The following is a 23897-nucleotide window of genomic DNA, read 5'->3' on the forward strand; positions in this document are numbered from 1 at the left end:
ATTTTGTACATGAATGAAGCGACAATAAAGACAGAGAAGCTTAGAAAAAAGGTATCGATCCCGTCTTTGTAGCGGGGCTGTGAATATACTATTTTCAGCAAAGGAGCCTTCCCGGGAGAAGCCTTTAATGAACGTATTTCATAGATTATTACTAATGAAGGAGCAGCGTCTCATGGTTAGGAAAAAAGCCTGGCGATGCAGGAAGCATCTAAACGGCTGAATATAATACTTGCTAAAATTTGCGACGGTGTGCGTTCTCATTTTAACAGACTGATAACCTGTTCATCAGGAACCTGGGACGATGTAGACTGGAAATTATTTGATATTTAGGTAGATTATCATAAAAGAGGTGAGTCTGCCGAATCATACGTAACTGAATTGGAGAAGTACAAGTCAAAAAAACTTCGGTGGCGATAGAAGTTGTGCTTATGAAGCGGTGCTGAAACCGTGGCCCCAAAAGTCTTGCAATCGGGCACAATGGTGTTTGTTTAGGTTTATCGGTTCGGATTAACGGGATTATTATGTTCCCGGTTATTTTTATCTATAAGTTTTTTCTTTTTTCTGCTGTCCATAATCAGGGTTACTACAGCATATATGAATACGGCCAACATGGCCAGGATTTCCTGTGTGTTTTTTTTGACAATGCCGTCCACAATGCAAATGGGGCCCAGCACTGTCAGGCAAATAAGGGTCGGTTTTCGCGGCAATAAAATGGCCATGGTAAATAATTTAATTGGTTAGCAAATTTTGCGGTGTATAATAATTTACTGTATAACCAGGTCTGCCTCAATATTTAATTCATTATCCGCTTTCACCTTGTCCCAAATGTGTACTTTTACGTGATAGGTCTCCCCTGCTGCCATCGGTCTTGCAATGGTGATATCACCGCGCAGTTCGGTAGCGCTTGCCGGCGGATAGCCTTGAGCACCTGCAAAAAGGTCGGCAGCATTAAGTACCGTAGTTCCCTTTTTATCAGTTACCAAGAGCATCATCCCCGGGAAAACCTTTCCTTCTTTAAGCCCATAATTATTTAGGCCAAGCGCTACAATAGCTATTTGGGTGTTCAATTGTACTTTATTATCAGTCATTCGTTTATTGGCCGGGTCAATCAATAAAACATCGCGCACGATAAAGCCATTGTAGCTGAAAGATAAACCGGTGCGGAAGTCCTTTTTTGCGCCTTTACTATAGTTGCATCCGACAAATATCATACAACTTAATAGCATGAGAAGCGGTATCGCTAAGGTTGTTTTTAGGTTTTTCATTGAAGTTAAGAATGTTGTTTTGAAACCAGCCAATATGATCACTACAGATTGCAAGGCCGGTGCAATTTCTTCACAAAGAAACGTAGCTCATCCAAAAATTACTTTCGTATATGTTACAAATGCTTTTGAATTTGTTGCGTTGTAAAGCTGCCCGTTTCTAAACCTGGCATCTTATTTTGATCTAGCTGCCAGGATGTACAAGCTGATAAGCACATCAGGGTAATGTAAAGTGGTTTTGATGGGTCGTTATAGATGTTCATGCCTCACCCTGGTACGGTCAAGTTTAAACTTCACCTCGGTCTTTAGACTGTCGGCTGTTTGGTAAATCCTTAAGCGATTTATCAATTAGGCCAAGCAGAGCGCTGTGATATTAAAGCTGACAAAGATCGCCACACGCAAAAGCATGGCATTCCGTGATCATGCTCTGTACGGAAGTGCCCTATATCGTCTTACAAATGTCTGGCCCACGCCACATGCAAAACAGCAGGAATGCACATCCAACTAATCGGCGCCGATACCCTCAAAACGAGTAAACGAGTGACGAAATCACATCGTTTATTAGACGATTATGTTAGAAAGGTAATAGGCAAATACAGTGTAAACGTTTTTATTTCTCAAAATTATTTTTAAAGCCAGTTTTATTTATAGTGAGCTATTCATTGAGTAGGAAAAGCGTATCGTCATAAAACATTGATTTTAAAGCTAATAATGCCGGAGTTCAATTCCCGCTCTCTCCTACTCCCTCGCGATATAAGTCTATTTTTAATATATTTTCTTATTAATATCCTAAAGTTTGTTTTCTATAACTGCTTGGTGAGCATTAAGTGAGCAAAGCAAAAGCATACAATATATCCTTATAATTAGCTATTTAAGTTTCGGTTAAACTCCTCCGGACTCCTTAATATTACCTTTCAAAATGGTAAAACTAAAAACGACCTTCGCAATATATTAAAAGTCGTTTTGTGTACCCTACTGTGTGCTTCTCGAACCATTTCATAAGCGATTTGAAGTTATTAGCAGAATTGTAAATGGATTTTTGTAAAGCTTTGATGAAAAATCTTTGCAAGAGTTGAAACGAATGTATTAACAAACTATATTATTTCGTGAGTTTACTTTATGCATCACAGAAATGCTCCGCTTTTGACCAATATGCGCGACCTCGCTGATTTTGTTCAAAAAGAAATCATTGTAGGCTTCGATCGATTCCGTCACGATCTTTAAAATAAATCATAATCGCCCAGATACAAGGCGGCTCTGCTGCATATCCGCCCAAGCAGGCAGGGGCTTGGAACATAGTGGTTCGGTGATACAGACCACAGGTTGAATTTACCTTTGCTTAAATGAAGTAAAATTCATTTTTCCAATCTATCTTTGCAATTGATTTGCGGAATTTTTGTTCTTTTTGTTGCTACTTTAAATTGCTAATTTATTTCGGAATACTTTCCTATAAAAACTGAATAGGCTTAATATCAGAAAATGAATATACAACCATTAATTGAATATTTTAAAAAGTGCCTCCCTCTGAATTCCGATGAAATAATTTTGCTTTCCGAAAGAGTAACACACAGAAAAATAAAACGTAGACAAATGATTTTGCAGGAGGGCTTTGTTTGCAAACACTATACGTTTGTTGAGAAAGGCTGCTTTAAAATGTATGGCATCGATGAAAAAGGGACGGAACATAATCTGAGCTTTGCAGCAGAAAATGATTGGGTTGCTGACCTGGGAAGTTTCTATTCGGGAAAACCAAGCAAACTATTTATAGAAGCCATTGAACCTTCGACCATTTTGCAAATTGAGAAGCAAGACTTGCTTTATCTTTTTGTGAATTCACGAAAGTTTGACAGAAACTTTCGGGTGATCGCGGAAGAAAAATTCATTGAACTTCAAATCCGCTTGTTACAAAATTTCAGTTCAAATGCAGAGCACCGATATTTGGATTTTCTGGAACAATATACTGAACTATCTTCAAGGTTACCCAATACTCAGATAGCTTCCTATTTGGGCATTACACCTGAATTTCTCAGCAAAATCAGAAAAGGTGTATCATTAAAATAATAGTTACCCTTAAACTACATTAAGACTACTTCTTAAGCTTGTTTATTGGCTGGAAAGACATTTGTAAACCATCTTTGCATTGTATAAAACATCAGTTTTACAGGTCAAAAAATATAAAATGGAAGCATCAAAAGAATTCTTTAATCAATTTTTACAATTCATCAATAGTGCTGATGAAAATTTGGCTCAACAGTTAATAAGTCCAGCTGCGAAATTTCATGTGCCTTTTCAGGCTGATCCATTGCAAGGGCCCAAAGGTTATCTAGCGATTATCGGAATAATGCGTAGCGGCTTTCCTGATATTCAGTGGAGTATTGATGATATGATCACTGAGAATGACAAAGTGGCCGTTAGATTTACGATGAAGGGAACCCATAACGGAGCTTTCTTTGGCGTACCAGCAACCGGAAAACCAATCGCAGTTAGCGCAATGAATTTTTATCGTTTGTCTGACGACCAGATTATAGAAGAAACAGGACAACCTGATTTGCTTGGCTTAATGACTCAAATCGGAGCTATGCCGGCAATGTGATTATTACACAGGCAATATTGATTACATTAATGCGAAAGACAAAGAGAAGTATTTCTTTGGCGATATTGACCGTTACGGCAACTAGCTCACAAAATTTGCATGCTGTCATCAAAAATTATTGGCGGTATGCCTGGCACACTTAGTTACTCCAGATGTATTATCATTGGCTAACGCCGATGCTTGATATTACGGGGACGATTGACGTTGCCTTATTCTTTACATGGCTTGGTTCATCTTCAAACGAACGATCTGTTATTTATGTCCTTGATAGCGCAAACTTGCCAGGCAATCTTCAGATTTACAATCACAATTTTTTGATTTGTGGTTTGGATCTATAAGGAGTAACGCATCGCTGCTTAAACGGGACGTTACGGCATTTGTCCCAAAAGCTATCAGGATTTGGAAACGATATTGAGCTTTAAGAAGTGCTTTTTTATAAACACCAGGAATGGGATCTCGTTCTTTTTTGAATAAAACCCAGTTTCCGTTAATCGCCGAACCCGTTTCCAGCTGTCCATTAGTTACTTGGTTAACCGAATAATCAAATGGGTCATAGCAATAGAAATACACATTTCCAAACATTTTGAGACCCCAAGCTGAAATGAAATTTTTCACCCTCACCGTTTCGACTGTTATTGGCCGTAAAAAAATACCATGTTGTTATCGTTCATTGCTTTGGAAGAATGGTTACGATTACTCTTTTATATCGGGTTAGCCGGGGCGTTCCTTTATCGGTAACCTTCAAGATGAAGTGAGTCGTTTGGAGGCTACTTACCTCTGGCGCTTTTAACTCTGTAATAACAGACATGTTTTCTGCCGGAGTGACCGCTATTGTATTATGCAACGTTCCCGCTTCCCTGTATTGAAACCACTGAAAACTCAGGGCATCTCCATCAGGGTCATAGGATGCACTGCCGTCAAGACTAAATGTCTCGCCGGATTCTATAGTGAGCTGTTCAGGCATATTGAGTTTCGCAACCGGTGGGTGATTGGCAGCTTTATAATCCGTATTGCACCAAGCCATTCTTGCCGCAAAATCATTCTGGATTTCTTCTCTCCATCTCCAAATCGTTACATGATTGTCTTTGTATGTACCTGTATCTTTTACAACGGCTCTTCCCCATTTACCCTGCACCCAAGGTGTATATTCGTCTTCGGCATTTGTCCAAAATGGTCTCGTCTCTTCTTCCAGAGGAACAATCCATTTCATCTTGGGGTCAAAGGGTGGTTTATAAAATTCATAACGTCCACCCCAACCTCCCCAGTTTGGATGCTCCGGATTGCTCAGTCCATTTGGAATCAGCGATAGCCAGGACGGGGTATCACCCTCCATTCCAAAAGACACATCCGGATAGATTGCCCCGAGCGGCCCATGTCCCTGCTGGACATTTCGCATAAGCCAATCATTGCTGACAACTTCGTTGTTGGCGCCGGGAAATACGCTTAAGATTGCTGACCATGTAGCCGCATAATAATTTCCCGGGCTTACGATGTAGAACAGGTCGGGGAAATTCTTGCGTATCCATGTCCCCGAATTATCCTGATCTGAAATCGTGTATACTCTGAGCTTGCTTATCAACCTTTTTGCTTCCCCTTCGCTTTTAGTCTCCCTGATTTTCCAAAGTGCTTGCGCCAGTATATTCGGGCCGCCCCAAACAGTCACCCATAAAGAGCGGCTGTCATTCTTTTCAAGCATCTTGATGACCCAATCCGAACCTTCCGAATCTTTGCCTTTTCCTACGCCTTCCATCCCATAAACCGGAAGGCCTTTTTTTACCATACTTAATAATTTTTGCGCTGTCGGAAATCCTGGTTCATGTTTTAGAAGATTAGGTTGCACCTTCTCATAACTACGAATGACTTTTTCAATGAGTTCCGGGCTAACCTTTTTTGATTGGTGAATGGATGTTGAAGCGATGAGTCCTACAATGTCGATTTGATTTGCGTATAGCATTAACCGGACCATCGACATAAAATCATCAGGCTCGTTTCCGATATCTGTAATGACAATCAGGCGATGTTTGGCAATTGTTTGTCCAGAAGCCGCAATGTGTGTTGCAAGTACAATACTTAATACAACTAGCGCAACTGGCATTAGTCTTGTTTTCATTATTTTACTTTTTAATTTGGTAGGTTTCACGTTTTGCTAATTGATTTTGAGTCGTTTTTACTGCAATCTTACTACCACCCGCGTTGCAACAATCAAAGAACCCGGAGTCGCGTTGCCCCAAACAGGAATATTTATGTCCCTTCGCAAAACCATATTATCGCCAAATACCTTTGGCAAGGTTATCTGGGCATAACCGGATGTTTGAAAAAAGTGGAATAGCGTAAAAAAACTAATAATATCCGTTTGTTTATTTTCATTGTTTTATTCGAATAGCGTGAACTCTGATATTGTTGACTTTTAAACTTTTACAATAGCTTTTTTATACTATGCAGCAGGTTGTGGTTAGTTGTAATTTCATCTGCTTCGGCATACCCGATATTATGCATCATGACTGAACTTACAGTGAAATATACCTTGTTACATGCGTTCGCTTTGGAGGCTATACATTTGGGGAAAATTTCGCACAAGGTTCGGGGTGCGTTAAATCTATGCCGTTTTTTGATAGCTTACAGCCCCGGAAATAACCGGGGCTGTAAGCATAATAACATTAAGATATATTTTCCAATTCTCTTATTTTTTGTGTTCGTTAATTAAAAGGCTTTATTTTTCAGACGAAATGGAACCTGTTATATGAAAAAAATCAAAGTCGGCCGCCCCCCCTATATTTTTTGTAGCATAATTAAACAAAGCAAAACGATAGCCCATGAAATGCGGGAAGGTATAGGCCATTTTTAATTGTGTCCCCAATGGTATCCATGTTTTCCCGTCCAGGCTATAAAAAAAATCTGCCACGTCTTTTCTGTCCGTAAAATTGCATTCCGCCTTAAAGTATACAACTTTTTGGTTTAAGGGGATTTTTTGTGCTTCTACAGGTTTTCCGGTGCTCGCATTGATCATTACGACAGCTTTGCTATCCCCTGTTATTTTGACACCAGCCAACCCGTAATTTTTTTGCAAAAGGCCCAAACCCGCAAAATCACCATCTTTCATTTTAGAAACGTCGAGCGAAACTGTCCCGGAGCATACCGGGCCGATAGTGCGTTGTGTCAGTGAATTTCGTGCCATCAAGAAACTGGTATCGATCCTGCCGGTGGCGAGTCGTAAATACCCTTTCCGCTTTGTAACAGACCACAAACTATTATCCGGGTTATGGTTCCATTGCCAAACCAGTGGTAATGCCCGTTCGCCTTTTTTACGGGTAAACTCATCTGAAGCGACGATGCCCGGGATCAAACCTTTACCGGGCGGCAGATCGAGTGTACCGGTTACTTTGCCATTGATGCCCAAAACGGGCCATCCGTCCTCCCACTTTACAGGGACCAAATAGGGAATACGGCCCACCGAGCCATAATCACGGAACAAATAAGAATACCAGGCCCCATTTGGCGCTTCAACCAATCCGCCTTGTGCCACACCCAGGTCCTGAAGGCCAATTCGTCCTTCGTACGGGCCGGTGATTTTATCTGCCCGGTGTATGATAACAGTGCGTACGTGGCCCGGTGGCCATGTAATATTGAAAAGATAATATTTGCTGTTTATCTTAAACAGCTGAGAGCCCTCCGGACCGAGGCCGGTACCGCCCGAAGGCACATTTGCTTTTTTAATGATAACCTGGTCCGTTCCGCCGGGTTTTATACCGGAAAGGTCGTCCTTTAATTCAACTAACCTTAAATCTCCACTCCCGCCAATCATATACACTTTTCCATCATCATCAAAAAACAAGGAATGATCACCCAGGTTGGGGACAAATGACCTGGCTTTCCACGGACCTTTTTCGATATTTTTAGTACTGTAAACGTGCATTTTATTAGTATTTGCAGAAAATGTGCTTACATAGTAAATGCCATTATGGAAACGGATAGAACTTGCCCACGAACCGTCCCCATACATATTTTTGCCATTTGTTAGATTTGTTGCATCAATATTTGCTAAAGTATCATATGCATAACCCACCGTCTTCCAGGTTACCAGGTCGTTCGACTTCATAATCGGTACACCGGGACTCATGTGCATGGTTGTGCTACTCATGTAATAGCTATTGCCTACGCGCTCTATCGATATATCCGGTACATCTGCATAAATAATGGGATTAGTGGCTTTTTGCGCGTATAAACACGGCACTATAAGGGTGACAATTAAAGCCGTCATCCATAGCCTGTAGGTCGTATTTCTCATATCGACATTTGTTTCTTCGTGCTGGTTTTAATTACTTAGTTAATGTGTTTATTTGAAGCACGCTTACTGAATATGGATCGAAAGTCCTTGTAAATTTAGCGCCTGCCACTTTTATTTTGGAGGTAACCGGAACTATTTTGACCGGGTCGCTGATTGTGTTTGTGTCTTGGGGTTTATCGCCTTTTATTACCACAATAATACCCTCCGGAGAAAGCTTTCCAGCCCCCTTTAAAGCAATATCAACCTGCTGCGGCTTTCCTGTTGCATTTACTACTTTAAGAAATAATTTCCCCGTTTTGGTGTCCCGGGTAGCTACATAAAACATGCCGGGAATAGCCTCTGGCGTTTTGTTCGCCGCACTGTCCTGTTTGGTGGCTGGCCTGCTTTGGGTAGGGATATTGGCGCCAGCTACAGACACAACTTTATTGCCAATATAGCTACTAAACGTCTTCTGTACATAATATGACGGAGAACCGAAGCTTTTCAAAGCATCGTAACCTATCAGGTTCGATTGCCATTGCCAGCCCTTTGCCGCAGTTGCTGTGGCTTTATTTACATTTGCTAATAATGGAGCGTAACACGACAAGATAACCAGGTCTGAATTCCGTTCCATGCCCGTCATCCAGGCGGCATCTCCAAGGGCGGCATTTAAGTTGGTGGTTGGTTCACCTTCAGTAGTTGCCCACTCACCTACAAAAACTTTATATCCTTTGCGGTCGTAGTTATCATAATGTGCCGCGTCCTTTTCCATTTCCCAGGCATTGCGGTAATAATGTTCATCTACAATTTCGGGCTTGCGAATTGTTAATTTACCCTTTTGTCCAAGCCAATCCTTACCGCCGATGGTTGCAATACAATGAAGGTTTGGATACCTAGCTTTAATACCATCATAAAACTGGGCAAAACGTCCGTCATAACTGCCAGACCTGTCAAACCCGTCTTCGTTACCAATTTCAACATAACGGAGTTTAAAAGGCGCCGGGTGCCCGTCTGCCGCACGCTTGGCGCCCCAGGACGTGTGTACATCGCCCGTAACATATTCAATTTCATCAAGCGCATCATCTACATATGGCTTTAAAAGCGGGCCTGCGTCCACATGGTCTTCATCGAGCGAATAGCCTGCATAAACGGCAAGCAGCGGTTCCATTTTCAGGTCTTCGCACCATTCTAAAAATTCAAGTAAGCCCATTCCGTCAGTGGGCCGGTAGCCCCATGAGCCGGTATGGCCGGGCCGCCGCTCAAGTGGCCCCAAAGTAGTTTTCCAGGGAAATGCATCGTTCAATTTCGGACCTTCAAGGAAATTACCGCCCGGAAAACGTAAAAAGCGAGGTTTCATATCGGCCAATAACTTCATTATATCTATCCGGTTCCCATTCGGGCGGTTTTGATAAGTTGGCGGAAATAACGAGAGGAGGTTAAAATAATAAACCCCGGTACGGTTTGTTGAAATAACAAAACGGGCGTCGGATGTTGGTTTAACATCAACCCTTGTTGTTAATTTAAGTTCATATTTTTTCCAAAGGGTGCTTTTTACCAAATTAATGGTTCCCGAAGCATATACGGTTTTACCGTCATTGCTTTCTATGCTTACGGTGATAGGCCCGGCAGTGTTATCGGCAATTACCGGAATAGCAATTGTAGGCTTGGGGTCCCAGGGGTGGGTGGGCAATGGCCCGCTTTCTGTACCCTTCATATAAAAAGAAGCGTTATAAGTTGTATTAGGCAAAACAGGTATACCCCAATAACCTTCATTGGCAATGCCGGCCCGGCCGCCGCCGGTATCCACCAATAATCTTAAACAAGTAGTTAACGCGCCATTAATTGCATGGCGTCGCTGATCAATAGGTACATTGTTGGGATTTGGGGCAACTAATTGAATTGTGGCCTTCGCGCTACCTTCCTTGATTATGCTCCAGGCTTCCGGCGTATTTGGATTGTCCTTAAATATCCTGTTTTTGATCAACTCGGCATACACCCCCCCATCGTACGAATGGTTGATCTCTTCGGTCATCAATCCATACAATTGCGGACTTACATTTACGCCGGGTTTAGTTAAATCAAGCGTAAGCTTAGGATTTTGCGCTTTCAGGTTTGTTGCTGCGAACAGGAATAAAACTGAAATAGGTAATAAATTTTTCATCATGAAATTTAATATTATTTATTGTGTTTTTTACACTTATTAACAAGGCCAACAGGGCATTGCCATTGAAAATTATTTCCAAGCTTATCGGTATTCTGGATAGCCTGTGTGTCCAGTTTACAGATTTTCCATAAAATTAAAATGCTTCGGAAATGAGTTTATTTAACTGAGATTTTTACTGTTCTTGAAATATTACGGGATGAATTTCCTAACTCCAGGATATATTCGCCGGCCTCTGTGTTCCAGGCTTTTTTCATCTCGTCATAAAATGCCAGGTCGGTAACTTTCACCTGCATTTCCACTGTCCTGGTTTCACCGGGTTTTAAAAAGATCTTTTTAAAAGCTTTCAGCTCTTTTTCCGGACGCAATACCGAACAAACCGGGTCGCTTACATATAACTGTACCACTTCGGCCCCATACGAGTTCCCTGTATTGGTGATCTTAAACCTGGCGCGGATAGTTTCATCTTTTTTATACCCTGATTTATCCGTCAAAAATTTATTGAGAGAAAAATCGGTATAAGAAAGACCATAGCCAAAAGGAAATTGCGGTGCGATGTTCTTCGTATCATACCAGCGATATCCAACCAGTACACCTTCCTTATAGTCAGCCGTCAAACCTTTACCCGGATAGGTATTCAAACTAAATGCAGGTGAATCCTGTAAAGAAGCCGGGAAGGTAAATGGCAGCTTGCCGGATGGATTGATAGTCCCTTTTAATACGTCGGCCAATGCAGTACCAGCTTCCGACCCGTTAAACCATGACCAAACAACAGTGTGGTTTGATCTTTTAATTTCACCCAGATCGTAAGGTGCGCCGGCCATAACTACTATAATGGTATTGGGGTTAACACTGCTCACGGCATTAACTAAGGCCTGTTCGCCAAAAGGCAACTCAAGGCTTTTACGATCATGACCTTCACTTTCATATTCACGGTTTGAGCCAATACATAAAATGGCCACATCGCTGTTTTTTGCAAGCGCCACAGCCTCATCAATCAGCTTTTGATCGGGTTTATCATAGCCGCGGTTTTGCTCGTCAGTATTACTCGCCAGGTAGTTGGCCCTGTAGCCCTGCGCAAAACGGATTGTAGCCGTTTTTCCAAATCTCGATCTTATTCCTTCCAACGCGGTAACCTCATATTTAGCCTTCACACCGGCACCATAACCTCCTAAAGCGAATGTACGTACAGCATTATCTCCTATAACAGCGATCTTTTTGACCGCACTTGTTTTCAACGGCAATAAATGCTTGTCGTTTTTCAATAAAACGATAGATTCAGAGGCGATATCATAGGCGGATTTGGCATGCTCCGGCGTAACAATTGATCCTTTAGGATGATTGGTACTTAAAGAAGTATGATATATGAGCCATAAGATCCGGCTCACTTTGTCATCAATCGTTTTTTCCGAAACCTGGCCCGCTTTAACAGCGGCAAGCAAAGGCTTCGCAAGGTACCATTGATCATATGGCCCGCTTGATCCCATCTCAATGTCAAGTCCGTTGTTTGCGGCTGCAACTGTATGATGTGTCCCGGCCCAGTCTGACATAACCACGCCTTTAAAACCCCATTCGCTTTTTAGTACTTTATTTAACAGAAAATCATTCTCAGAACACCAATAACCATTCAATTTATTATAGGCAGACATCACTGTATAAGCATTTCCCTCTTGTACGGCTGCTTTAAATGCAGGGAAATAGATTTCGCGTAAGGCCCTTTCACTAACTATGGTGTTTACACTATCCCGATCAAGTTCCTGATTATTGGCGGCGAAATGTTTTATACAGGCTGCTACATGTTGACTTTGGATTCCTTTTACAGATTGAATGGCCAACTGACTGTTCAGATAGGGATCTTCAGAGTAATACTCATAGGTACGGCCGCACAGGGGCATTCTGCAAATATTAAATGCAGGAGCAAGCATTATGTTCTTTTTACGGGCATTTGCTTCCTCCCCTATAACTACGCCATATTTATTGGCCATTATAGGGTTCCATGTAGCCGCTATAGCCGATCCGTTCGGCAAAAATGTAGCAGAATCAGTTGTCCAGTTAGCTGAAGCCCAATCAAACCGTTTTATTTCTTCACGCACGCCCAATGGGCCGTCGTCACATGTTAGTTCAGGAATACCTAAACGGGGTACACCTGCCGAAGAAAACAAAGCGTTACCATGTAGCATGCCTATTTTTTCTTCCAGTGTCATTTTCCTGACAATACTGTTGATCTTCACTTTAAGGGCAGCCTGACTTTTGTTTTGTGCCGAAACTCCGCCGGTCACGAAAAATGCCATAAAACAGGCAATAGTATATTTCATAAAATATTATTTCTTTTACTTTTTGTCGAGGCTATTTATCTGCGGCTGTAATTTTCACTTTATTTCAATTTGTTGTTTGGGACAAGCGAACCATTTTCCATTTTCTTGTTTTAATTTTTCAACCTGTTGCCTGTCTAACTGAACTGGCATGCTCATATCAGCAAAGGCGTAGCTGAAACTTTATTTTGAAAGTTACATTCCATAGTGCTCTAAACATTTTTGAGTGAACTTCTTAATAAGAACCAGGCCCTCGTTACACCTTTTTCTCGATGCAGGCGTTAAGATAGGGTTACTGAAGATAGTGAGGTGCTCCTTAAGCAAAATACCAATCATATCAAAATTCTCTATTAAAGCTTTAATTTCACTTTCATCGAATTCTGGCGTTTTTAGAATAATTCGATCTTCCATATTCTCTTTTTTTAACCAGGCATTATTTGTCGCGGAAATCGTCATGCGTTCAAATAGACCACTGTTGATTTCCGTCATGTTGAAAGCAGAATTGTAATAGTTAAAAAATGCCGGGACCTCTCGGTAAAGGCCCCAGGCATCCACTTATATTCAACTAAAACTCTCTCTTATTTAATTTTCACTACTTCCAATCCATTACCGTAAAACTTAGCGTATTTTTACCCCCACCCTCTTTCTGCGGTGTCGTGCCTGCAGGCATTGTATCATTTTAAATACGATGCCCGCCTTGAAATATTCATTAGCCAAATTGGTTGAAGTAAAATTATTGATCCATAAGGATCACAGAATCTTACAGGCTTAATGGCATCCATCATACGCTGATCAAGCACCTTACCTGCTCCCAAAGAAAGGCTTAACGGTTTCACCGAATCGGCAGCAGTACCCCATTTTCATTGAACATCTACTTATAAATAGCGTCAATAAACCAGCAATCGGAATTAATAAATGAATTTCCATTCATCAAACAAAAAACCCTCTCCGTTAAATACAAAATAGATATTCCCTACTCCTTTAGGTATTTTCAGCTCTATTTGCTTTGAGAGCGTAGTCCATTCCTTCACATCGCATATAAGGGAAACACGAGCGGGGCCTTTAAGATTATTTACATAAACATCAATTTGACCTGTTCCTTTTACCCGAGCTTCGAATTTGGCAGGAATCTGTTTACTAAAATCGGCTCCCCGCACCATGAGGCATTGTCTATCTGTTTTCCCTATGGCAACCATGTTACCCTCATTACCATCAGCTTCGAACTGAACCTGCCCTGAAGTGCCTGCAGTGGTTTCTGCTTGCTGAAGAACGAATGGATTTAACAGGTTAAGTTGTGACGGACCTTTAAACGTTGCGTTGACCATGGGGATATTCACCTCACTCCCTTCATCCACCGGTGCTTCTTCGATACCCACATTGCGAAAACCGCCTTTAGTGTCAAAATAATCCTGTAAATACATGGCATGGTAAGCAAGATAATATTTCTCTTTAAACTTGAACAAATGACTGTGATTGTTTGTCAAAGGCCCCACTTTATCCCCCACGTTTTCGCCTGGATTCCTAAAGTAATTATCACGATACTGCCAGCTATCCGGATTTAAGGGTGTTTTACTCGTCATATAAGATATATTGCATGCGGTTGGTTTGGCAATATTGCTATAAGGCCATACAGTGCGCTCATCCCAATTCGTACAATAGCTATAAACCCAGGTCCCATTGATAAAGTTAAGGTCGCTGGCCTCATTAAAATAAGGGGCGGGTATCTTAGAAATACTGCCGGCCAAACTGATCATATCTGCTCCTAATTTGACGATTCTGGCATTATCCGGCATATATTTTGTTTTAGGCGTTCCGGCTCCAAAAACCAGCCAGCCTGTACCTCCACCGTCGATCACAACTCCGGGATCAAATGGAACATCGACATCCACACCGGGGACAGAACGGTCGACTATGTTCTTTCCTAATGGGTCTTTCCAGGGGCCAATGGGAGAGGTAGAAGTAAGCACGGCCGAGCCAGCACCGCTATTGGAGTAATACAAATAGAAGTGCGTTTTACCATCTGCTTCCAGCCTAGATGTAATTGAAGGCGCCCAGGACGTAAAAGTCCACGGTGCCAGCTCAGCTGTATTTATGAGGCCGTGATAAGTCCAGTTAACCATATCATCGGAAGACATCATGACCATGGTACGGATATACCCGTAACTATTTTTCCCATCCTTTCCTACCTTCTCAAACTGTTGATTATCATTCGTAGCATACACATAAATTCTTCCATTATATTCTATAGCTGTTGGATCGGCCGTAAACATAAAATCTAATAAAGGATTCCCATTATTGGTGAGAAGTTTCGGCGAAACTCTTGCGAATTTTGCTTCCAGATCTTCATTATCTGGCTGTGTAACTTGAATTTGCCTGGCATCACTATTCGAAGCTTTGATAGTCACTATCGCCTCGCGGCCAGCCCCAGTGTTGTTAGCGTTCGCAGTCAATTTAAGAGTAACATTTCCCGGGCCTCCCGATGACTGACTTATCGTTAACCATGGAAGCGAAGTGTTGGATGTCGCTGTCCAATTACTATTACTTATAATAGTAACATCAGAACTACTTCCTCCCGACTCAAAAACAATTTGTAAGGAAGAAACAGTGAATTGCGGCGGCACAATCTCCTTCTTCTTACAGGAAAAAGAAAGCGATGGGACCAGGAATAGTAGGCCTAAAAATATACTATGACCTTTTTTCATATTTATTATATCGTTTATTGTGTTAGCTTAATTTATATTTTCACAATACGGATCACATACTTCAGGCAGAAAGCGGTACTGTCTAATCTGTTCACGGTACCGTTATTCCGGAAAAAGCTTAATCCAACATTAATTTTACTTGTATCCTAACTTAATGGCATTATACATACGCTGGTCTATTACCACATTATTAGCCCTGTCTAACATATTTCCTATCTCCCACCAGAATGGTAGCATACCATTCGCTTTAGCAGTTTTGGTCGTAAAAGTTGCCCAGTGATCCACAGACCTGTTGCTCACCAATGTATCCTTAGGCATAGGCTTGTTGGGGTCAGTTCTCCTCGGGGCCGCATATTCACCCAACACCACAGGGATACCTTTATCAACAAAATTCTGTTTCATCTTTTGGTATTCAGCAGCGATCACGTCCTCTCCTCCATTGGTAGCGTTGCGGTCTGGCTCAATAGTGGAATTATTCCCACTCCCCCAGTAGTAAAACATCTTGCCCCAGCTTGCATCTCCATCCGTTAGTAACGTAAATCCAGCAGGTGTGTAGTCGTGCACCTCGACCATCAACTTGTTAGGTACCGGATCGTGAGGAAGAGTAGTCATCAAAGTGGCGGTTATAGAAGTATTAGTGTGAGGTCCCTGCACAATCAGCACCCGGTAACTGTTCCTGCCTCCGGTAGAGCGAACTGCATTGATGAATGTTTCGTGATAACCATTGAGTATGGCCATCTGCTCGGCGTTATCAGCCTTTGGTTCATTGGTGCCAGCAAATATAAGGTGCTCATCAAAATCACGCAAGGTTGTAGCAATCTGCTCCCAAATCGCCTTTTGCATTGCATTAACGGAATCTTTCTTTACCCCATTGACATTATCTTCCAGCCAGCCAAGATCCGCGTGAGCATTTATTATTACATACACATTATTAGCCACACAATATCCAACCACTTGTTTCACCCGCGCAAGCCATGCAGGGTCAATTGTTGCCTTTTTCCGATCACTTAAATGGGTCCAAACCCAGTTCATGGGAATCCGTACAGCATTGAAACCTATTTTTTTTACAAATTTCACCTGCGCGTCGGTAATTTTACCAGACACCCAGTCACCGTCGTTTGGGGAGTCCATGGTATTGCCAAAATTCATTCCCATTCCCGTTCCCATTTTTGCAGCCAGTTGCACGGCTGTGCTGGTCATACCAGTCATGTCTGGCGCTATAGGCAAGGTATTATAACTTGGGTAAATGGTGGGGGCCTGAGAAACTATCAACCTTCTTGCCTGGCCGTTGGAAGAACTTATGAATAAAATACCAGAGCGGTTTGCTCCTGTACCATTTTGCGATAATGTTGTTAAATGAATAACAGTGCTGCCGCTTTGGCCTGATGTTTTACTTAATTGCAACCACGAATAAACAGGGTTGTCGACGCTCCAATCGGCATTACCTGCAACGGTTATGTCCTGGCTTCCACCATCCCCTGTAAAATTTATTGCGGATGCACTAACTGTTAGTTGCGGGTCCGGGGTTTTCGCCTTTTTGCAGGCGAAAAGTGTAATAATCGCAGTAAGAAATACTACAGATTTAAAAAAATAGTGTTTTTTCATTTTGTTCTATCATCTAACTAAAAAAATGTGCATAAACATCCCCGCACTAAAAATATCAGCATGATATCTTTTTTTGCCTACTATCATAGAGGCTCCATTGTACGCTGATCTTTTTACTGTTAATTTCGTGGCCCAAATCCTGCTCCGTTTAACGAATCCAATGCTTTCGATTGGTAAAAAGCCCCACTGCAACTGCTGCCGTGGGGCTGTAGGCTATTTGATTTTCACACACCTGATATTGTCAATAGCGGCATAAAAACCAGTTTCGATAGACGAAGAACCGAAATTTTTAAGGGTCATATTATAACTATTCGCACCAGTAGGCCCTAATAGATCGCTTATTTGAGTAATGGATACACCATCCCCTAATTCGTTAACTGTTGATTTGAAGGCAGATAAAGGAATAATTACGGTTTCCCAACCTTTCGTTATAAAAGCTTTGGTAACATTTGAATTAGGAATTTTCCATGGCTCATAACGCGCAACATACTTGTCACCTCCCAATTCAGTTCTAATATAAAGAGTACCTCCTTTCCATGGCTGAGCCACACTTATGTCAAATTGAAGGGCCCAGTTTGCAGGAGGATCTGCAATATTTGCCACAGGCACCCAGTGATTACCCGTATTAGAATTACCCAATGGGATGTACACGCTTGCACCTCCGGCTAAAACAGGATTATCTTTAGGACAATCAATAACCATAAACTGACTATGATCTTTTCCCATCGGACCATTAAATTGGGGATATTCCCACTCCCCAGTTAAATGCTCAAATTGGCCCCAGCCAAAACCAAAATTATCCCCCCACTCAAAATCTCCTAAAAGACCTACTTTATCGCTATTTTGAGTATTTACTTTATTAACAGTAGAAACTGTTCCATAACTGGTAACAATGGTCACTGGTCCACTTGAGTAGCTATTTTCATCTGGAGCCGAAAACTTAACATAAGCGCCATGTGGACCTTCGGTGAAATTTGTAATAGCAGTGCCGCCAAAAGAAATTGACCGAACAGTCTTAAGGTAAGTACCGTAAACATAAACCGAATCACCAAGTTTGGGATTAACGTAGGAAATGCCGTAAATGATGGGCTTCGCATTTATGGTATCCAGAGCAATACCAGCTTTAGTGGTTACCGTAACTAGTTTGGTAGGAGTTAATGCTGGCATCAAAAAGCCGAGAGAGTCCCCATGAAGGCTCGAGTTAAATTTGGGGATATTGGTTCCCCCATATATCAGGTGTTGAACCAATACTAAATTTGCACCAAAAAGATAAACCGAATCGCCCGGGTTGGCAAATACATCTGAAATAGCGTAAATAGCAGGTGCTGGCGGACCCAGTTTGAAAGCAAACGAGGTGGCCCCCCCTGTTGTTGTAACCCTTAAGGTATAAAGCTTGCTGGTGTCAATAGTTGAAAACGTTATCTGGGGAATTTGCACAACAGCGCTATTTTCCGCAAGTAATGCAGAATTGAAACTTGCGGACACACCGTCAAATTCTATCCGGGTTGCACTTTTTAAATTCTGCCCGGTTATCACCACCCATTGGCCCTTTGCAACGGCGCTGGTCAAAACAGTGTCATTTGGTGAAGCAACATAACTCCTAACGCTTGTAATTACCGGTGGGTTAGAAGAGCCCTCATTGTTTTTCTTACAAGCCGGCAGTAAGGCCACTGTCATAAAGAGAAGTGACAAAAAATACAAGCTTAAGTATGATTTCTTTTTCATAACAAAATATTTTAAATGTTTTAGTTAATAATAGGGCACCGGCGGCTGCGCCAATTTAGGATCGGTGGTTAACTCCGATGATGGAATTGGCAACGTAAATGAGGCGATAGTTGCCGGAAGCGTAACTGGGGGAGCAATAGTATCCCTTGTAGCTATTTTTGTTTTAGGGTCATAAGTAAACGAGATACGACCGTGAGTGGCATCCTGGTCATTAAGAAATTTCACAGCATTAGTAGGATCGTAATAAGAATACCTAACCAGGTCTATCCAGTATTGTCCTTCAAAAGCAAGTTCAACCCTTCTTTCCGTACGCAGTAAATCCGGGGTTATCGCCTGCACTTTATCCACGCCTGCCCTTGTCCGTACAGCATTGAAATACTTTAGCGCGTTACCATCGCTTGTAGTACCATCGTTACCCAAAATAGCTTCGGCATATACCAAATACACATCGGCCAATCTAAGAATTGCATTATGTTCGGGAGATGACCAGGAATCCATTGTTGGCAAGTTGTTATCTTTTTCCGTGCCAACAATGTGTTTTTTCAGGCCGGTATTTTTTGCCGTATAACCACCACCGGCAACATTCAATTCGGGATAAAAATCTCCGGTAAGCACAATAGTGGCTTTACGCCTTACTGTATCCTTAGCCGAATACATCCGGTATAAATCATAGCTTGGCGCTATGCCCTCCCATCCGCCTTGTTGCTGAGGAGTAACGACTTTATCTGGCGCAAAATATTGTTGCAGGGCATTGCCAATACCATAACCCACACCTCCAGCCCACTGGAGCGCGAACAATGATTCAGGGCTATCGTTGTTTTGCACCTTGAAAAGATCATAATAGCTGGGAAACAAATTTAGCCCGCTATTATTACACACATTGCCCGCGTACTTTTTGGCACTGTCCAACAAGGCCTGGTCGCGGCTGCCACTTTTGCCTAAACCGGCCATCGTTAAATATACTTTGCCCAGCATTCCCTGCGCCGACCAGGTAGTCACCCGGCCTTTTTCATCTGTTTTGGGAAGATATTGCGCTGCGTAAGTCAGGTCTTTAGTAACAAATTTATACACATCCGAAACAATGTTGCGCGGAAGCAGCGGATCTTTTATTAGTTTACTGTTATCTTCAACAATGGGCACAGCCCCCCAATACACCGCCAGATGATAATAAGCAACGGCACGAATAAATTTTGCCTCAGCTATGGCCGCATTTTTGTCTGTTGCCGAAATTGACGAAGACGCCTGTTGCTGTATGGCATTAATAACGCCATTACATTGCGCTATAACATTGTACAACCCAACCCAACCATTTGTTACAAGGCCATTTTGGGCGGTAATAGTGCGTGTAAAAAGCTGTACCAAATCGCCATTATACGGAAAGCTGGCGGAACCAGCCAATACGTCGCCAAGTGGTATGTAGCCCTGAGTGTTCCATTGAAACCACTCTGAACCGGCGTACAGACTTGCCGTAGCCAGCCGTAAATCGGAAGTGGATTTGTAAAAATTATTAGAACTGATCTGCGAGTTGGACGGACGGTCCAAAAAACTCTTTTTACATCCGGCTATTGCGGCAACACATAGCAGGATGGTGATAATCTTTTTAATTGATTTCATAAACAAATATTTTTAATCGGTAATGGTTTTATTATTTCAAGGTTATGTTTGCACCCAAAGTAAATACTCTTGGCTGCGGGTAATAACCGTTGTCCCAACCTGCCTGGAGCGGGTTCCACGAACCTATCTCGGGATCCATGCCTCTATATTTTGTAATTATAAATAAGTTGGATACATTGGCATATACCCTGACAGACCGCACAGATATTTTGGATAAAAGGCTTTCTGATATCCGATAACCTAAAGTGATATTTTTGCACCGCAGGAATGAACCATCCTCAATCATTAAACTATTAGGTCGGTTATTGGTATTGGTATTATCATTTCTCAGTCCTACAACCGTTGTATTGGGGTTGGTAACATATACATTGTTAACATCGGTTGCAGAGCCTTTGGGATCTACCAGTGCCAATTTCGCATAATCTAACATCGATGTGAAAAAAGTGGCCTGCCCTCTCGGATCGGTTTCCTGTATAGCCATTTGATTGAATACTTTGTTGCCATAACTGCCGCTGAAGAAAATATTCAGGTCAAAATTTTTGTAGTTAAATGTATTATTGATACCATACTGAAATTTGGGGATCGGGGAGCCCAAAAAGGTTTGATCTTTTGAGTCGATAACACCGTCGCCATTCAAATCCTTGAACATACGGTCGCCGTACCAGATCCCCCCACCTGCCGAAGAAATCGGATAAGGGTTACCATTGGGGTCGGCAGGCCGGGCATGGTTTTGAAAATCAGATGGCTTTGCAAATATCCCATCAAATACGTAGCCGTAAAATTCGCCAATGGGCTGGCCTACCACCGTTTTTTCGATTATATCATTAATTGTATAAGATTTTTGGCTTAGGTTGGCCTGGTCTCCACCTGCACCTAAACTGGTCACTTTGTTCTTATTTCGCGATATGGTGAAAGTAGTTTTCCAGGTGAAATTTTTAGAAATAATATTGGTAGAGTTGATTTGGAAATCAAACCCTTTGTTGCTTAGCGAGCCGACATTGGCATAAGGCGCTTGCATGGATCCCGGCCCCCAGCCCGATACAGTGCCAGAGTATTCCGGAAGCGGCACCTGTAATAAAAGGCCGTGTGTTTCGCGGTCGTAAACATCTAATGAAAAACCTAACCGCCCATTCCAGAACGATGCATCGATCCCGGCATTGTAATAATCAGTTTTTTCCCACTTCACCGACGGATTTGCCAAATTGTTTTGAAACTGCGCTGTGCCTGACAGGCTGTTAGGCACCGATATAAGTTGGGTTACAAAAGTATTGCCCGGTATGCCTTGATTGTTAGTAAGCCCATAACCAAACCTCAGCTTCAACTCATTTATAGATTTTACGCCTTTTAAAAACGCCTCGTTATTAATTTTCCAGGCAAATCCACCCGAATAGGTAGTAACCCAACGATTGCCAGCCGGAAAATTTGAAGAACCATCATTCCGTATATTACCGGTGAGCAGGTATCTGTCATCCCATGAAAAATTGATACGGCCGAACCAGGATTCCTGCGCATTGCCTCCCGTGGGGGTTGATTGTGAATTATCGCCCGAGTTTGTGGCCGTGCTGGCATCCCCGCCATTAATGGCCTGCACATTGTCTGAAGCAAAATTCCTTCGCGCGCCGTAAAGAGATTCAAAAGTTCTCTCCTGCGATTCATGCCCCGCTAAGGCATCCACATGAAGTTTTTTGAAATTATGGTTATAAGTTAAAAAATTGCGTATTGCTATATAAAAATTTTGGCCGGCATTTGAGGAACCGTAATTACGGCTGACATTACCTTTGCCAAAACTATAAGTTGGTGAATACCTATTTTCCGTATTAAATTCAAAATTACCGGATAGTTCATTTCGCAGCGATAGGTCTTTAGTAAATTGTATTTCGGCGTACACATTGCCGAATATCTGATCATTCTTTCTCAGGTCTTTTACAATTTTGGCCAATGCCACCGGGTTGGCAATAGGGGCTACCCAGCCGGCGGGGTCTGTAACGCCGCCATAGGAACCATCAGGATTTTTTACCGGAATATCGGGGCTAATGCTTAGTGCGGTTCCAATTACATTACCGGAGGTTGAATTTACACTTTCATTAACATGCGCCAATTGAAGGCTGGTACCTATTTTTAGCCAATTAGTAGTTTTGTTATCTAAATTCAGCCTTAACGAGTATCTTTTAAAATTAGATCCAAGGGCTATCCCTTCCTGGTCAAAATACGAGGTCGATAGCAAATATTGGGTCCGGGCATCCCCACCGCTTACCGTAAGTGTGTGATTCATCATCGGAGCCTTCCTGAATAATTCTTTTTGCCAGTCGGTACCGGGGCCTAAATATTGCGGGTTAGCAAATTGGGGCCTCGTATCAAAGCCCCAGATAATGCCCCGGGCATTAATGATAGAAGCAAACTGCTGCAAATTCACCACAGGCATCCGTTTTAGTATTTCCTGGTAACCGGCATAGAAATCATAAGTTATCTGCGGCGCCCCGGCTTTACCCCTTTTTGTAGTAATAACAACTACTCCATTGGTTGCCTGCGAACCGTATATGGCTGTTGCCGAAGCATCTTTCAATACATCTATTGATTCAATTTCGGCAGGATTGATAGCATTTAATGGATTAGAACCATTACCGGGATCACCCACTGGTGGAATAATGATACCATCTATTACGTATAATGGCGAATTGGAGCCGCTTATTGAAGACACGCCACGTATTTGAATAGATACGCCACCACCGGGCTGGCCCGATACCTGTTGAACCACTACACCTGCAACTTTACCCTGCAGGGCCTGGTCAAAGGTTGCCGGTTGGGTTTTGTTCAATTCGTTACCCGATATGGAACTTATTGACCCTGTAAGATCTTTTCTTGCTTTCTTACCATAGCCAACAACAACAACCTCATCTAAGTTGCTGGATGTTGATTTGAGGGTGACATTAATTACGCCAGCTTGCTTAACAGTTACTTCCCTTGGAGCATACCCTAAAAAGGTAAAAACCAGCATCTTGCCAGGTTCTACCGCTATTGAATAACTTCCATCAATACTGGAAATAGACCCGAGACCCGTCCCTTTAACTTTAATGCTTGCTCCAGGTATTGGCCGGCCATCCTCAGAGCTTGTTATTTTGCCCGTGATATTTACGGTTTGTGCATGGGCTGAAAAATAAAGAAACATGCCCGCGATAAATAATGAAATCTGGTATTTCATTCTTCTTTGTAAATTTTTATCCATCTTTTAAAAGGATTTTAAGGTTTGATAATTGGTTCATTGGTGTTTGGTTAGTGTTTAATTGGTTTTTAATCTCATTTTTTCTTCATAATCTAATAGGTGATCTATATGGGTTTGATATTTATCGTTCAGTATTATTTCATGTATCAATCAGGTGTACCGCCTGAAGGCCAGGCGGTCCGATTATCCGCTCATATCAAAAAGGCTTTATATTGAGGTTACCCTAAAAGCGGGGAAACTCTCCAATAAAAAGATCCCCGCAGGGTGAAAAAATCAAAAAAACGATAAACGTTTAAACGGCGGTTTTTAGGCATAATCTGAATAATTGGTTTATAAATCAGGGCTTACATATAATAACTTGGGTTGTATTATATTGGGGCAATATACCCTGTATGCGCAGACCACCGAGTGTGCTAATGTGGCTGATTGGTATGAAAAA

At 42.1% G+C, this 23897-nt stretch carries 15 protein-coding genes; 3 read left to right on the forward strand and 12 right to left on the reverse strand.

Going from position 1 to position 23897, the window contains the following annotated elements; all coding sequences use genetic code 11:
* Positions 1-764 precede the first annotated feature (764 nt).
* Positions 765-1211, reverse strand: coding sequence for a hypothetical protein (locus FHW88_RS29625; protein ID WP_176629081.1), 447 nt, complete (start codon positions 1209-1211; stop codon positions 765-767).
* Between the two features lie 13 nt (positions 1212-1224).
* Here FHW88_RS29625 and FHW88_RS29630 point away from each other — a divergent pair, with 13 nt between their 5' ends.
* The 3 genes from FHW88_RS29630 (at position 1225) to FHW88_RS29640 (ending at position 3855) form a co-directional block, all read left to right on the forward strand.
* Positions 1225-1410: a hypothetical protein gene (locus FHW88_RS29630; protein ID WP_176629082.1), complete on the forward strand. Its 186-nt coding sequence runs from the start codon at positions 1225-1227 to the stop codon at positions 1408-1410.
* A 1331-nt stretch (positions 1411-2741) separates the two neighbouring features.
* Positions 2742-3323 (forward strand): Crp/Fnr family transcriptional regulator, encoded by a 582-nt coding sequence (locus tag FHW88_RS29635; RefSeq protein WP_176629083.1) that lies wholly within the window; start codon positions 2742-2744, stop codon positions 3321-3323.
* Between the two features lie 118 nt (positions 3324-3441).
* Positions 3442-3855, forward strand: a complete 414-nt coding sequence (locus FHW88_RS29640; RefSeq protein ID WP_176629084.1) for an ester cyclase — start codon at positions 3442-3444, stop codon at positions 3853-3855.
* 252 nt (positions 3856-4107) lie between these two features.
* On the opposite strand, the gene FHW88_RS29645 is transcribed toward FHW88_RS29640, so the two are convergent.
* The 11 genes from FHW88_RS29645 to FHW88_RS29700 form a co-directional block, all read right to left on the reverse strand.
* On the reverse strand, positions 4108-4470 hold the full coding sequence (locus FHW88_RS29645; protein WP_176629085.1) for a hypothetical protein: 363 nt from the start codon (positions 4468-4470) through the stop codon (positions 4108-4110).
* A 52-nt stretch (positions 4471-4522) separates the two neighbouring features.
* Positions 4523-5965, reverse strand: coding sequence for a DUF1593 domain-containing protein (locus FHW88_RS29650; RefSeq protein ID WP_218117338.1), 1443 nt, complete (start codon positions 5963-5965; stop codon positions 4523-4525).
* A gap of 600 nt (positions 5966-6565) precedes the next feature.
* Positions 6566-8140, reverse strand: a complete 1575-nt coding sequence (locus tag FHW88_RS29655) for a glycoside hydrolase 43 family protein (protein ID WP_176629086.1) — start codon at positions 8138-8140, stop codon at positions 6566-6568.
* Positions 8141-8171: 31 nt separating this feature from the next.
* Entirely contained in the window at positions 8172-10283 is a 2112-nt protein-coding gene (locus tag FHW88_RS29660; RefSeq protein WP_255485491.1) for an alpha-L-arabinofuranosidase C-terminal domain-containing protein, read from the reverse strand.
* 155 nt (positions 10284-10438) lie between these two features.
* Positions 10439-12595, reverse strand: a complete 2157-nt coding sequence (locus FHW88_RS29665) for a glycoside hydrolase family 3 C-terminal domain-containing protein (RefSeq protein ID WP_176629087.1) — start codon at positions 12593-12595, stop codon at positions 10439-10441.
* 192 nt (positions 12596-12787) lie between these two features.
* The gene (locus FHW88_RS29670) at positions 12788-13081 is read right to left on the reverse strand and encodes a hypothetical protein (protein ID WP_176629088.1); all 294 of its coding nucleotides are present in this window, start codon (positions 13079-13081) and stop codon (positions 12788-12790) included.
* A gap of 419 nt (positions 13082-13500) precedes the next feature.
* Positions 13501-15294 (reverse strand): family 43 glycosylhydrolase, encoded by a 1794-nt coding sequence (locus FHW88_RS29675; RefSeq protein ID WP_218117339.1) that lies wholly within the window; start codon positions 15292-15294, stop codon positions 13501-13503.
* Between the two features lie 135 nt (positions 15295-15429).
* A complete protein-coding gene (locus FHW88_RS29685) occupies positions 15430-16899 on the reverse strand; it encodes a cellulase family glycosylhydrolase (protein ID WP_176629089.1) in 1470 nt (489 codons plus the stop codon).
* 213 nt (positions 16900-17112) lie between these two features.
* Positions 17113-18624 carry a glycan-binding surface protein gene (locus FHW88_RS29690; RefSeq protein WP_176629090.1) on the reverse strand — a complete coding sequence of 504 codons (1512 nt, stop codon included), beginning with the start codon at positions 18622-18624 and terminating at the stop codon, positions 17113-17115.
* Between the two features lie 24 nt (positions 18625-18648).
* On the reverse strand, positions 18649-20238 hold the full coding sequence (locus FHW88_RS29695; RefSeq protein WP_176629091.1) for a RagB/SusD family nutrient uptake outer membrane protein: 1590 nt from the start codon (positions 20236-20238) through the stop codon (positions 18649-18651).
* Positions 20239-20269: 31 nt separating this feature from the next.
* Positions 20270-23437: a SusC/RagA family TonB-linked outer membrane protein gene (locus tag FHW88_RS29700; protein ID WP_255485492.1), complete on the reverse strand. Its 3168-nt coding sequence runs from the start codon at positions 23435-23437 to the stop codon at positions 20270-20272.
* Between the last annotated feature and the right edge of the window lie 460 nt (positions 23438-23897).

This window comes from Mucilaginibacter sp. SG538B, assembly GCF_013376065.1.
Lineage (GTDB): Bacteria > Bacteroidota > Bacteroidia > Sphingobacteriales > Sphingobacteriaceae > Mucilaginibacter > Mucilaginibacter rubeus.